General features: G+C 38.3%; 13 protein-coding genes. 6 read left to right on the top strand and 7 right to left on the bottom strand.

The window, feature by feature from the left end; all coding sequences use genetic code 11:
• Nucleotides 1-111: 111 nt before the first annotated feature.
• Entirely contained in the window at nucleotides 112-765 is a 654-nt protein-coding gene (locus IMO47_RS03330; RefSeq protein ID WP_196077669.1) for a TetR/AcrR family transcriptional regulator, read from the bottom strand.
• Nucleotides 766-1001: 236 nt separating this feature from the next.
• Between IMO47_RS03330 and prpB the strand changes: the two genes are divergently transcribed.
• Nucleotides 1002-1886 (top strand): methylisocitrate lyase, encoded by an 885-nt coding sequence (gene prpB, locus IMO47_RS03325; RefSeq protein WP_004830929.1) that lies wholly within the window; start codon nucleotides 1002-1004, stop codon nucleotides 1884-1886.
• A gap of 4 nt (nucleotides 1887-1890) precedes the next feature.
• Nucleotides 1891-3027 (top strand): 2-methylcitrate synthase, encoded by a 1137-nt coding sequence (prpC, locus tag IMO47_RS03320; RefSeq protein WP_196077668.1) that lies wholly within the window; start codon nucleotides 1891-1893, stop codon nucleotides 3025-3027.
• Nucleotides 3028-3075: 48 nt separating this feature from the next.
• Here the strand turns inward: prpC and IMO47_RS03315 are convergent, their stop codons facing one another.
• Together IMO47_RS03315 and IMO47_RS03310 are read right to left on the bottom strand one after the other, a co-directional pair.
• Nucleotides 3076-3663 carry a hypothetical protein gene (locus IMO47_RS03315; RefSeq protein ID WP_196077667.1) on the bottom strand — a complete coding sequence of 196 codons (588 nt, stop codon included), beginning with the start codon at nucleotides 3661-3663 and terminating at the stop codon, nucleotides 3076-3078.
• Nucleotides 3664-3673: 10 nt separating this feature from the next.
• Nucleotides 3674-4297 carry a hypothetical protein gene (locus IMO47_RS03310; RefSeq protein WP_196077671.1) on the bottom strand — a complete coding sequence of 208 codons (624 nt, stop codon included), beginning with the start codon at nucleotides 4295-4297 and terminating at the stop codon, nucleotides 3674-3676.
• 424 nt (nucleotides 4298-4721) lie between these two features.
• On the opposite strand from IMO47_RS03310, the gene IMO47_RS03305 reads away from it, so the two are divergent.
• Nucleotides 4722-6029, top strand: coding sequence for a hypothetical protein (locus IMO47_RS03305; protein ID WP_196077666.1), 1308 nt, complete (start codon nucleotides 4722-4724; stop codon nucleotides 6027-6029).
• A gap of 32 nt (nucleotides 6030-6061) precedes the next feature.
• Here IMO47_RS03305 and IMO47_RS03300 read toward each other — a convergent pair whose 3' ends face one another.
• The 4 genes from IMO47_RS03300 to IMO47_RS03285 form a co-directional block, all read right to left on the bottom strand.
• Nucleotides 6062-7732, bottom strand: a complete 1671-nt coding sequence (locus IMO47_RS03300) for an FMN-binding glutamate synthase family protein (RefSeq protein WP_196077665.1) — start codon at nucleotides 7730-7732, stop codon at nucleotides 6062-6064.
• 486 nt (nucleotides 7733-8218) lie between these two features.
• Nucleotides 8219-9382 carry a cupin domain-containing protein gene (locus IMO47_RS03295; protein ID WP_196077664.1) on the bottom strand — a complete coding sequence of 388 codons (1164 nt, stop codon included), beginning with the start codon at nucleotides 9380-9382 and terminating at the stop codon, nucleotides 8219-8221.
• Between the two features lie 547 nt (nucleotides 9383-9929).
• A complete protein-coding gene (locus IMO47_RS03290) occupies nucleotides 9930-10523 on the bottom strand; it encodes a Maf family protein (RefSeq protein WP_196077663.1) in 594 nt (197 codons plus the stop codon).
• 16 nt (nucleotides 10524-10539) lie between these two features.
• A complete protein-coding gene (locus IMO47_RS03285) occupies nucleotides 10540-10923 on the bottom strand; it encodes a DUF2237 domain-containing protein (protein WP_196077662.1) in 384 nt (127 codons plus the stop codon).
• 139 nt (nucleotides 10924-11062) lie between these two features.
• Between IMO47_RS03285 and IMO47_RS03280 the strand changes: the two genes are divergently transcribed.
• The 3 genes from IMO47_RS03280 to fba all read left to right on the top strand — a co-directional run bounded on the left by IMO47_RS03280 (nucleotide 11063) and on the right by fba (nucleotide 13843).
• Nucleotides 11063-12250, top strand: coding sequence for a phosphoglycerate kinase (locus IMO47_RS03280; RefSeq protein WP_196077661.1), 1188 nt, complete (start codon nucleotides 11063-11065; stop codon nucleotides 12248-12250).
• A gap of 148 nt (nucleotides 12251-12398) precedes the next feature.
• Nucleotides 12399-12677, top strand: a complete 279-nt coding sequence (locus IMO47_RS03275) for a hypothetical protein (RefSeq protein ID WP_196077660.1) — start codon at nucleotides 12399-12401, stop codon at nucleotides 12675-12677.
• 128 nt (nucleotides 12678-12805) lie between these two features.
• A complete protein-coding gene (fba, locus tag IMO47_RS03270; protein ID WP_196077659.1) occupies nucleotides 12806-13843 on the top strand; it encodes a class II fructose-bisphosphate aldolase in 1038 nt (345 codons plus the stop codon).
• The last annotated feature ends 122 nt before the right edge of the window (nucleotides 13844-13965 follow it).

Genomic DNA, 13965 nt, shown 5'->3' with positions numbered 1-13965 from the left:
TAATTGTCTAGTCAAAGCCAATAGCGAATTGACCAACAATTCATTGTTGGTTGATGAAAATAGAAAGGAGAATCATCTAATATACTATATCAATATGAAAACGCAAAAAAATTAGACCTTTTGATGCCCTTGAAGGAAGCGATCTACGCAATAACTGATGCAATCGAGTATTTCTTGATCAGAATCTTTGATTTCGATCCCCATCAAGATTCGCCATTCTAAATTTCTGAGAATCCCAAAATAGAATTGTGCTGAATAGAGTGGATTTTCACAAACCAATTTCTGATTTTCTGCATAACGTTCTAAAGCACTGGCAATCGAGAGTTGGACTTGTTTAGGTCCCTTTTCATGAATATAAAGAGCCAGTTTTGGATCTTTTTGTGAGCGTTCAAAGATCAAACGGATAAATGCAATATTTTCAGGCATGATCATATGCTTATAGAAGGTGATCAAGGTATTAATCAGATAAGCACGAAGATCATTGCATGTCGGATTGAAAGGTCGGCAGATATCTTTGAAAAAAAGATCACGCCGATAGTCGCAAATTGCAGTAAACAAGCCTTCTTTATTGCCAAAATATTTATAAATCGAAGCTTTTGAACCACCTGCATGATTTACGATGTCATCAAGTGAGACTGCATCATAACCATGCTCCAAAAAAAGTTGATTTGCACTAATCAATAATGCCAAACGACGTTCATGACCACGCTTTGTTTGTGGGAAATCACATCCAGAGGCTTCAATATGTGCTAAATCTTGGTTCATAAATGGCGGAAAAAAAGTACGTTGTCATTATTATAGCAAAAATGTCAATAAATTTCTTTATCAGCATTGATTTGACACAGTTGTCTAAAAAACAATCAATAAATTAAAAAAATGAATCAAAATTCATTTTTCTTTGACTAAAGTTTTAGAGTAATATACCTAAATGGTCATATGCGGTTTACAAATTATGGCTATACTCAAAACTCAATAAACAAGTGACCACTGTGGAAGGGAATATGACACAACAAACGTCTGCAGGCTTAAGATTTAGACAAGCGCTAGAAGTGGAAAAACCATTACAAATCATTGGTACAGTCAATGCCTATGCCGCGATGATGGCAAAGCAAGTGGGTTATAAAGCTATCTATGTCTCAGGTGCCGGAGTAGCCAATTATTCATACGGCTTACCGGATTTAGGGATGACAAGCTTAGACAATGTATTAGAAGATGTTCGCCGTATCACAGAACGTGTAGACACCCCATTATTGGTCGATATTGATACAGGTTGGGGCGGTGCTTTTAATATTGCACGCACAATAAAACAAATGATTAGTGCAGGTGCTGCTGCTGTTCATATTGAAGACCAGGTGGCACAAAAGCGTTGTGGGCATCGTCCGAACAAAGAAATCGTTTCTCAACAAGAAATGGTGGATCGTATTAAAGCAGCAGTGGATGCTAAAACTGACTCGAACTTTGTGGTGATGGCGCGTACAGATGCCTTACAAAAAGAAGGATTGCAAGCGGTGATCGACCGTGCATGTGCATGTGTTGAAGCTGGTGCTGATGCAATTTTTGCCGAAGCCATGACTGATATTACCATGTATAAAACGGTATGTGATGCTGTCGGTGTTCCTGTACTTGCCAACATTACTGAATTTGGTGATACCCCTTATTACACCACCGAAGAGTTGGGTGAGCAGGGCATCAGTATGGTGTTATATCCACTATCTGCAACACGTGCCATGCAAAAAGCTGCACTCGAAGTTTTTCGATCTATTCGTGAAAATGGTACTCAAGTCAATGTATTGGATACCATGCAACAACGTAAAGAACTTTACGAATTCCTTGATTATCACACTTTTGAAAATACTCTAGACAAGCTGTTCACGCAGGAGAAATAATAAAATGGCTGAAGGAAAAGTACTTACAGGCGCAGGATTGCGCGGTCAGGTCGCAGGTAAAACCGCACTTTCTACAGTAGGTAAAAGTGGTGCAGGTTTAACCTATCGTGGTTACGATGTACAAGATCTTGCCGAAAATTGCCAATTTGAAGAAGTTGCTTATTTGATCTTTTTTGGTGAATTACCAACAGTAGAACAGTTGGCTGCCTATAAAGCAAAATTAAAATCTTTACGTCAATTACCACAAGCTTTGAAAGAAGTATTGGAACGTATTCCTGCCGATTCACATCCTATGGATGTTATGCGTACAGGCGTATCCATGCTGGGTAATCTTGAAACTGAAAAATCATTTGAAGAACAGCAAGATGTTGCAGATCGAATTCTAGCGACTTTGCCTGCAATCATTTGTTATTGGTATCGTTTTAGCCATGATGGCGTGCGTATTGAAGAAAATACGGATGATGATTCAATTGGTGCTCAATTCCTGCATTTACTTCGTGGTGAGAAGCCAAACGAGTTGCATGAACAAGTCATGAATGTTTCTTTAATTCTTTATGCAGAGCATGAGTTTAATGCATCTACATTCACTGCGCGTGTTTGTGCATCAACCCTGTCTGATATGCATTCATGTATTACGGGTGCAATCGGCTCACTCCGTGGTCCATTGCATGGCGGTGCAAATGAAGCGGCTATGGAAATGATTGAAAACTGGACCTCTCCTGAACAAGCTGAGCGAGAAATGCTGGGTAAACTTGAGCGTAAAGAAAAAATTATGGGCTTTGGTCATGCGATCTATAAAGACAATGATCCTCGTAATGGCATAATCAAAATTTGGTCTGAACGTTTAGCAAAAGATGTGGGTGATACAGTACTTTATCCGGTATCTGTTCGTTGTGAAGAAGTCATGTGGCGTGAGAAGAAGTTATTCTGTAATGCAGACTTCTTCCATGCATCTGCTTATCACTTTATGGGCATTGCGACTAAATTGTTTACCCCAATTTTTGTGATGTCCCGTGTGACAGGTTGGGCTGCACATGTGATGGAACAGCGGGCAGACAATCGTATCATTCGCCCAAGTGCGGACTATACAGGTCCAGAACTGCGTAAAGTTGTTCCAATTTCAGAGCGTTCAGCTGCGTAATTGCTGTACCCAAAAATGATCAAAATAAAGCCTTCATGAAGGCTTTATTTATTGAGGAAGCTGACGATGAGGAAACAGGATTATTGCTTCTTCACGTGTATATCCCTCATCAAAAGGCAAGCTGAGGGATTCAAAAGTGATCAAGGCACCTTGGTTTCTGGGAAGTTCAAACGCCTGTTTAAGTTTTATATTGGGACTGTAACTGGTTAAGTTCATCACTTTACTTTGATTTTGACTATCCAGAACTGTGAATATTGAACTGTATACGGTCGTTAGAGGTGTTGAATCTTGTTGTGATGACTGTTTTTGTTCAACGAGATTGAGCTTGAAATTTCCAAGATCCAATGCTTTAAGTGGCTTAAGTTGGGGCTGAATCTTGGCGAGTGTTTGCTTAAACTTAACTTGATCGTTGATTGCTGTGAATCTTTCATCATATTTTGGCAAGTCATACTTTTTTTCGTTCATAGGGTAATAATAAACTTTAGGAACGGAGTAACTTTTTGAATTTTCAACAACATATATATGATTAGTATTTAAATCATAACCTAGGACTTCGAGTGTAATATTACTGTACTCATTTGCGAAAGCGGTACAGCTAAACATCAATAAAATACTGGACGCGATTATTCTTGACATTTTTGCCTCATCATTTTTTAGGTAATAATAAAACCGGATCTTCAATATCATAACCCGTTTCTTCAGGAATACCGTAGTATTTGATCACTACTAACATCTTATTCTGATGGGGTATGACATAATTCTGAATGATTTTTATTGTTGGAGAATAATGTACTACCTCTTGACTGCCGCTTTTTAAAGAGCCAGTGCTCACCCTATATAGGGTTTTGTACTGAGGAATCTTTTCAGAGGGATCATCCCAAGCAGGAACATACTGAGTTTGGCTTTTTACGATCTGAATTTTTGCGGTAATGGCATTGCTGATCAGCAATGGTGTTAATCGTTTTTTTATTTTAGCCAGGTCTTTTTCAAATTGAGTAGCATCTTGATCATAATCAATTTGATGGGTTTTAGGATTAACATACAGCGACTTAACTTCAATCAAACGATCTGGTGATCTGCTATTCAACTGATAATAATACAATTGTGCTAAGCGTCCACGCTCATCTTGAAAATGTCTGAGTAAATAAAGCTTTTGTTCCATCGCTTCATAGCCGAGCACTTCAATGTTCTGACCGCCACCAACAGTAGCATTACAATGTAATGACGTTGTAAGAGTGACTCCAAGGAGTAGGTATTTTAAAATCTGCATTTGTGAATTTTTATTGTGTTGCATGATTTTTGTCCAATCAAAAGTAGTATTTAAGAGATTCATTTAATGTAGAACGATGGAGTTTATTTGTACACATTTTTCAACGCGTGATTTCATATACAGGCTTTCTCTCCGAGCTTTTTAAAATGAGTTGAATTACTAAAAATATGGGTATGTTTTTTACTGTTTAGGATTGTTTTTGATTTATGGAATATGGTTGACAAACATCAGCTTGAAGATGCAAAAAGTGCTCAGGTACTGTTGTTTCAACCGAGTTGATGCGTAAAAAAAGATGATTCAAAACTTTGATTTCATATGGCGTATCTGTATCTATCCATATTTATTAAAGCTATAATTCATTCCAATTTTTAATATTAAACAAGGTTTTATTCAACAAGACCTTTAGAATTAAAGTTTATAAGAAATGATGCATATAGAAAATCTTGCTGAAGAAAGTGGAAATATTAGTTTTATAGAATATACGGCGACCGGGATATTTGTCTTAAAGATAAAAAGCAGAAAGTATCGCGGCACGAAAATTCAATCAAAAATTTTTGAATTAGAGGATGATGTTCAGGTAGTTTTCAATGCTCTGGATAAAGATATATATGCAGTATTCAATAAAACCAAGCAAATACTTTATTTGAATGATCAGATTGAATCAGTTGAACACTTTGACGCTGTATTGAATCTGCGTAAATCACTCAGTTTCAGTATGGCTGTTTTGATTTTTGCACTGGGTGCATATCCTTTTTATCAATATTTTATGGATGGAACTGTTTATTATTTTGATACGTTCATACATTTGACCATATTAACTTTGGGCAGTTGCTTTGTTTATTTTATTTATGAGGGGCTAAAATTAAATCAACAAAAAAGCCGCAATATTGAAGCGTTGTTTCATATGTTGGATCTGCCTATATTGAGTAAAAGAACGCTTGAGAGTTTAAAACTCATCAATTCATATTTTTATGAGTTTGATCAATTGTATGATTTAAGCTTAATCAATCATTTGAGGCGCAGTCTAAATAATACCGCATTAAAAACTCAATTACAGCAGCAAACCCAAAAATTGTTCCAGTTTGGTTTAACCCAACATGAACTTGCCAAATTTAAACTGGAGACTATTTCTGGAAGATTGGATCAATATGTGATCGAAACGCGGGAATCAACAACTGCCCATCCAGATGCTTTAACTGAAGTAAAATTTAATCTGCAGGGGATAAATTTCTATAGCTATTTAGACGACTTTTTCTTTGTCCAAGGTACTGATGTAATGATGATCATTTCTCAACAATATGATTCAACAGGACAATATGCTTGGTTGATTCATGATGGTCATGATTATTTAAGCATGGATGAAGAATTGGTACAGGTCATGCAAAGACCGCAATTCCCGCAGACTCACCACGAAAAATATATGCAAACTTTAAGATTAATAACAGGCTTCATTGTTTTAGTCAGTTTTATATTGTTTGACATTTTTGCAGCATTGGTTGCATTAGCTATAAGTATCGTGAGCTATTATTATTTTCAATTTTGTCATGCGGTTTTCTTAAAGTTTTCATTCAGCAAAGATATTTACGCTTATTTGGGATTTCAATCACTTCAATTATTTCAAGTGCTCAATCTTAAAAAATTAAAGTCAGATAATTTTAAATCTGTTTATCTGACTTCAATTGCACGACCAAGTCGAACAGGATTTAATATCGAAAAAAGGAGATCAAGATGATCTCCTTAATCAGGACTTCGTGATGAACATGGTCAGAAGCGTTCAGCGTTGGCTAGATTCCACATTCTAAAATAGAAATTTTCTTCATCTTTATTTTCACAACTGAGTAGTTCACCATCTTTCATCCAAAAATGTAACTGCTCATAGTTTTTAATTTCACGGTCATTGATTCGCTGAGCAAGATGGTGTGCTTTAATTTCAGCTGGATGTTGCAATCCTGCTGCTGCAATCATCTCTGCAAGTGCTTTTAAGGTGTTTTTCTGGAAGCTGAATACTCGATCTGCTTTTGATGGAACATCAAGTGCTTTTTGGCGCTCTTTGTTTTGAGTTGCAACACCGACGGGGCATTGGTTGGTATGGCAGCTTTGCGCTTGAATACAGCCTACGGCAAACATAAAGCCCCTCGCTGAATTGACCCAATCTGCACCCATGGCCATTGTACTTGCAATATCAAATGCACTGATAATTTTACCACTTGCCCCGATTTTGACTTGTGAACGTAAACCTGCACCAACAAGCGTATTGTGAACGAACAGCAGACCTTCACGCAAAGGAGTCCCCATATGGTCAATTAATTCAATTGGCGCTGCACCTGTACCCCCCTCTGAACCATCCACAACGATAAAGTCAGGGACGATTTTGGTTTGCAACATCGCTTTGACTATACTCATAAATTGCCAAGGCTGACCAATACACAATTTAAATCCGACGGGCTTACCATCAGATAATTCACGTAATTGTTGAATAAAATGCATCATTTCAATCGGTGTACTAAATGCTGAATGTGATGCAGGCGAGACACAGTCTACATCCATCGACACACCGCGGATTTCAGCAATTTCCTTGGTAATTTTATCTTTTGGTAGAATACCGCCGTGACCGGGTTTTGCGCCTTGTGAAAGTTTGATTTCAATCATTTTGATCTGTGGCAAAGCTGCTTGCTGTTTGAACTTTTCGGGATCAAACTTACCATCCAAAGTACGACAGCCAAAGTAACCACTGGCAATTTCCCAAACAATGTCACCTCCTGGTTTAAGGTGATAGGGGCTTAAACTTCCTTCCCCCGTATCATGATAAAAGTTGCCTTTTTTTGCACCTGTGTTTAAAGCTAAAATTGCGTTTGCACTTAAACTACCAAAGCTCATTGCAGAGATGTTCATGATAGATGCACTATAAGGCTGCTTACATTGATCATTACCGATACTGATTCTAAATGTATTAAAGTCAGCTGGAGTTTTTGGTGTCATTGAGTGGGTCAAAAAACGATAGTCTTCCTGGTATACATCAATAATCGAACCAAAAGGTTTATCCGCATTTTCATTTTTGGCACGCTGATAAACAAGGCTTCGTTGTGCACGTGAAAAGGGTAAAGCATCATCGTCAGATTCGATAAAGTACTGACGGATTTCAGGGCGTATATCTTCAAAGAAGAAACGAAAATGACCCATTAAGGGGTAATTTCTTAAAATGGAATGCTGTGTCTGAATAATGTCTGCAAAACCTATCGCAGCAAGAATTGAGAAAATAACCCAAGCCAAATTCAGGACGGTATCTGAAAAAAAGTAATAGATATAGTGACCTTCATTAAAGAAAATAATCCAAGTCAAAAATAAACAGAGAAAAATACAGATAAACCAAACGGAATAGCGAGAGAAAAAAGTGTTTAAAAGTTGATGTCGAATTGCTTGAGCAGGACTTGCCATACAGGAAATATCTCTTTCGTTATATGCTGTTAAAATTGCCTAAATTTATGAAACAGCTCAAGTAATGATTTGTTAGACTTGAGAATGGTTCTAGATTAATACATCAATGATTTCTTTTGTTCATCATTAAAGACAACTTGCTTAATCATGGGTTGAATAATTTTTGCAAAATAAAAAGGAGAAATCTATGTTTGCGGAATTTCAGAACAAATTGTTAAATCCGAATACCAGCTTTTAAGCCATCTATGTTTCCATCATTGTAGTTTTGTCTTATATCGGGCTTTTACTACAGTTTTTATAAATAAAAAGATGAAGTCAGACAATCAAGCTTTAAGGCATCCGTTAAACTCTCGATCGCACTCAAACAGCAGTTTGAATAAAGATAAGGGAATTATTTCTTAAAATTATCCTAAATGTAAATCCGTACAGAGATAAAGCCTGAATTTTCAGGCTTTATTCGAAATGAAATCTCTGAAATTGCGAATTTTATTCTTCAGTAGGCACCAGCATTAGAATGGATTCATTCAGTAAACCTGCAATATCTTCTAGGATTTCCTGTTCGGCTAATTCATGATTTAACGATACGGTTTGACCATCAGCAATCTGTTTTAAATAGGGGGTAAATTGATTAGAAATACATATCGATTCGCCATTTGCCCAGAACAATAATTGATTATTTTTTTTAAGATAGATCAGTCTTGAAGCAGGTTCGATTTGCAGTAAATAGCCTTGTTCAAGAACTTCTTCCAAATCTCCCGTTCCTATAGCGTCTGCATCTGGAATGTTTTCAGGATATTTTGGTTCAGCCACTAAACTCATGATTGCATCTTCCAAGACTTCAGAATTGTTTAATTTTGCCAGCAATTCTGTTTTCAAATAATCAAGTTCAGCTTGAGTGACTTGCCCAATCGGGTTTTGCTTGTTGCGTAATATGTCCAGTAGTGGATTGCGTAACTGTTGATCTTCAACAAATTTATCACTTACACGATCCATCATGTCTGCAATATTCGGCATACGAAAGCCAAAAGAGTAGGTCAGACAATCGTCTTCTGCGACACCATAATGTGCCAAGCCTGGTGGAACATAAAGCAAATCTCCCGGTGCTAGAACTTCATCAAAATTGATCTCTATGTTGGACAGTAATTTTAATGGTTGTCCTTCAACAAACTCAGTCTCGGCATCACACATTTGTCCCAATTGCCAACGTCGATGTCCATAACCCTGCACGAGAAAAACATCATAAAAGTCAAAATGCTGACCGACTGAACCGCCTTTTGGCGCATAAGACACCATGATGTCATCACGGCGCCATTGTGGAATAAAAGGAAATTTCTTCCAAAGTTCAGCCAAGTCAAATGAATAATGGTCGACTGCTTGAACCAACAAGGTCCAGAGCTTCGGCATTTTTTGAAAATCACCTTTGATGAGAGGCGATGTTTTAACGGACCATTGATTTGGATCTTTATCTTTTTGTTTGATTAAACGAGCAGTAATGTTTTCATCCAGGGCGAGTTCCATCACATCATCGGGTACCAAAATCTCTGCAATTTCGGGAAGTGCATTACGAACCAATAATGGTTTTTTTTGCCAATATTCTGTGAGGAATTGTTCGGCAGTTATTTCGCCAAGAACATCTAAAGGTTGAGACATGAAAATAGCCTAAGCAAATTTAAATCTATAATGTGCTATTGTCTTATGAGATGAATGGAGGTGCAAGCATTTGTAATTTTATCCAAAATATATTGATATAAAAGGACCGTCATTCATACTTTTTAGAAGTGAAGAGCACGATATCAGTGATGATTGTAAAAATGCCAGACAATTTTTTTGATTTAAAAAATTTTTTTATCGGATAGACGCATATGGGGGTGTTCCTATTTCTTATCGTGCTGATCCAAAGCAATAGTACTCAAAACGCTTCAACTGATACGCCTGTACTGGCAACTCACTATCAAAGGCAAAAATTTGTCTTTAGCACAATCGACAGTTGATGAAACACAGCTAAATGATTGAAGTGAAGCGCAGTTGAATCTGATTTAGTGAGCGTATTTAAATAAGATGATCCTTGTCTTTGATTTAGTCTTGGCTGGGGATGATCAAACTCGCGCCCAAGCCAAAATTAAAGAAGCCTTCATGTGATTTGCAATGAACTGATGGTTATTTCTCAAAAAATGCCAGTGATTTAAGGGCATGATCATTAAGGCAGTGATATTCCCAATTCCCTTAAAATTCTACAGAGTTGAATCATGGGCATACCCATTAAGGTTGTTTGATCTTGACCAATCATTTGTTCAAACAAACTGATCCCTAAACTTTCACATTTAAAACTACCCGCACAATGTAAAGGTTGATCGATTTCGATATAGCGCTCTATTTCTGCACGCGTTAAATCACGAAATTTCACATGATAATGTTCGACTAAGGTCTGTTCATAACCAGACGCCAAATGCTGCACGCTTAAAGCAGTACTAAAAAAGACATTTTGACCAGAATTTGCCTGTAGCTGTTGAATTGCCTGATCTTTGAACAAGGGTTTTCCAATAAAATCCTGAGGTGCATGTTCACGCCAAGCCACCTGATCTGATCCGATCACAATAGCATTTGGGCAGTTTTGAGCAATAAAAAAAGCCTTTTCAAAAGCCAAGCGTTTCGCAAGTTGATCTGCATGAGATTCATTTTGAGGAGATTCGTCAATATCAGGTGAAATACAGCGATAGTCCAAACCTAAACGATTCATCAAATCCTGACGGGTTTGACTGGAAGATGCCAAGATAATTTCCGAATGTGCCATGTCTTCGTTTTTCCAGTTATACCGCATATTCCATTAAGAGGTCTAAAGGAACATAAGCCAAAACAGCTTGATGGCATGCTTGTAGTTTCACACGCGGTGCCATATCGTTTTGGTAGGCTTCGACCCATCGAGTAACACATAAACACCAAAAATCACCAGGCTGTAGACCCGGAAAGCCGTGTTCTGGAAGAGGGGTAATCAGATCATTACCGATTTTTTGGGAAAAGTTAAGAAATTCAGAGGTCATTTCAGCACAAACCGTATGCTGACCTAAATCGGTTGTTGCAGTATGGCAAAAACCATTACGAAAATAACCCGTGATGGGTGAAAAGCAACAACTTGCTAGAGGTTCACCTAAGACATTTAAACCATTGATTTTAGGATCTGGATGAAAAGACATAAGCATATAAAATTAAAAAGTTTGCCCTATAATAATCAAATCTCAACATTTCTACAGCTTTTCTACAAAAGTATCTAACCTTTTTTTGTGTAATCATTTAGAATCTACGCGATTTTTAATATCTATAAGAGAGCTATACATGAATTTTCAGCGTATGACTGACCTTGATTTAGCAGGCAAGCGTGTACTTATTCGTGAAGACTTAAACGTACCTGTTAAAAATGGTGTGATTACCAGTGATGCACGTTTACGCGCTGCGTTGCCAACTATTAAACTAGCGCTTGAGAAAGGCGCTGCAGTAATGGTTTATTCCCACCTTGGTCGTCCAGTTGAAGGTGAACCAAAACAAGAACAATCACTGGCTCCGGTAGCCGCTTATTTGACTGAAGCACTCGGTCAGGAAGTTAAATTATTTACAGAGTATTTAGATGGTGTCGATGTTGCCGCAGGACAAGTGGTATTGCTTGAAAACTGCCGTTTCAATGTCGGTGAAAAGAAAAACAATGCTGACCTAGCAGCAAAATATGCGGCACTTTGCGATGTATTTGTTATGGATGCATTTGGTACTGCACATCGTGCGGAAGCTTCAACTGAAGGTGTTGCACGTTTAGCAAAAGTTGCAGCGGCAGGGCCATTGCTTGCAGCTGAATTGGATGCTTTGGGTCGTGCGCTGCAAACACCTGAAAAGCCAATGGTTGCCATTGTTGCAGGTTCCAAAGTTTCAACCAAGCTTGATGTCTTAACATCACTTTCAGACATTTGTGATCAATTGATTGTAGGTGGCGGTATCGCCAATACTTTCTTGGCCGCAGCAGGTTTCAATGTCGGTAAGTCATTATGTGAAAATGATTTAATTGATACTGCCAAAGCAATTGCAGCTAAAGTCTCTGTTCCACTTCCAACAGATGTTGTGGTTGCAGATGCCGCTGAAATCGATTTTGCAGATTTCTTGGGTTCATTGGCGAAAGCAAAAGCTGTTGTGAAAAAAGTGGAAGATGTCGCTGACAATGACATGATCTTGGATGTTGGCCCAGAAACAGCGAAAGCATTCGCTGAAATTCTAAAAACATCTAAAACGATTCTTTGGAATGGTCCTGTAGGTGTATTTGAAGTGGATCAATTCGGTGAAGGTACAAAAACACTTTCATTGGCCATCGCTGAATCTGAGGGATTCTCGATTGCAGGCGGTGGGGATACATTGGCTGCAATTGATAAATATGAAGTTGCGGATAAAATTGGTTATATTTCAACAGGTGGCGGTGCATTTCTTGAGTTTGTTGAAGGCAAAACCCTTCCAGCTGTTGCAGTATTGCTTGAGCGTGCATAATTGATATTTTAGCGCAATTATGACGTTTTGATGAAAGGCTGGCCATGTGTCAGCCTTTTTCATCAAGCTGATTCACTGTAAAGTAATAAAAATGAAATATAACTGCAATAAACTAAGTTAAATCCAATCACCAACACTGGGAAATGTGATGAAATTAAAATTTGCACTTGTCGCTCTTATTCTTGCTCCTTTGGCACTTACTGCATGTTCTAAAAAAGAACAGGCGCCAGCTTCAGAACAAACTGCTACTTCCGAAGCCGTTGCAACTGAATCAGCAAATACGACTCCAGAACAACAAGCTGCGATTGATGCAATTGATCAACCTGTTTTGGATGAAAAAAATACGGATGTCCCAGCTGAAAAAGCAAATGCACCTGCTGATGCAGCGACGCCTGCAACTGAAGAAGAAGCACCGAAAGCTCAATAATCTTTTTAAATGTTGTTATTTGTTAAAAGTCCTCGCAAACGCGGGGATTTTTTATGAAATAGTCAATATTGTTGCTGAATTGAAATAAATCAGCATGTAGAATATGGGGCATTACTTGGGAGGATATTATGGCTCTTATTTCATTGCGCCAACTCTTGGATCATGCCGGTGAGCATAGCTACGGTGTTCCAGCGTTTAATGTAAACAACTTAGAACAAATGCGCGCAATCATGTTAGCCGCTGACGAAACCAATTCACCTGTAATCGTGCAAGCTTCTGCTGGTGCACGTAAGTATGCAGGTGCGCCGTTTTTACGTCATTTAATTTTAGCTGCCATCGAAGAGTGGCCACATATTCCAGTGGTGATGCACCAGGATCACGGTACAAGCCCAGACGTTTGCCAACGCTCAATTCAACTTGGCTTTTCATCGGTAATGATGGATGGTTCATTGGGTGCAGATGGCAAGACACCAACCTCTTATGAATATAACGTTGATGTAACCCGCCGTACTGTTGAAATGGCGCATGCTTGCGGTGTTTCTGTAGAAGGTGAAATTGGTTGTCTCGGTAGCCTTGAAACAGGTATGGCTGGTGAAGAAGATGGTGTGGGCGCTGAAGGCGTTCTTGACCACTCTCAGCTGCTGACTTCTGTAGAGGAAGCTCGCCAATTTGTATCTGATACCAATGTCGATGCTTTAGCCATCGCTGTGGGTACGTCACATGGTGCGTACAAGTTTACACGTCCACCTACAGGCGATATCTTGGCAATTGACCGTATTAAAGAAATTCATGCGGCACTTCCAAATACTCACCTTGTTATGCATGGTTCAAGCTCAGTACCACAAGAGTGGTTGGCTGTAATTAACCAGTATGGCGGCGACATCAAAGAAACTTATGGTGTTCCTGTTGAGCAATTGGTTGAAGCAATCAAACATGGCGTACGTAAAATCAACATTGATACAGATTTACGTTTAGCTTCTACTGGTGCGATGCGTCGTATGATGGCTGAAAAACCAAGTGAATTTGATCCGCGTAAATTCTTCGGTGAAACGGTCCAAGCAATGAAACAAATTTGTGTAGATCGTTATACAGCGTTTGGTACTGCAGGAAATGCTGACAAAATTCGTCCAATTTCTTTGGAAAAAATGGTTGATCGTTATAAATAAATTTTAACGATAATAAACTACAGAAAGCCCACTCCAGTGCAGTGGGCTTTTTACTGGCCAAATACTTGATAACTTTGTAATAGGATAAATTTTGAAAATTTATCCATCATATTGATCGGATG

Origin of the sequence: Acinetobacter sp. Res13-Abat-PEC15-P4-01, from assembly GCF_015676285.1 — a bacterium.
In the GTDB taxonomy this organism is placed as follows: domain Bacteria; phylum Pseudomonadota; class Gammaproteobacteria; order Pseudomonadales; family Moraxellaceae; genus Acinetobacter; species Acinetobacter nematophilus.
The sequence above is the reverse complement of the archived record's forward strand: the minus strand, read 5'-3'. Positions and strand labels throughout refer to the sequence as shown.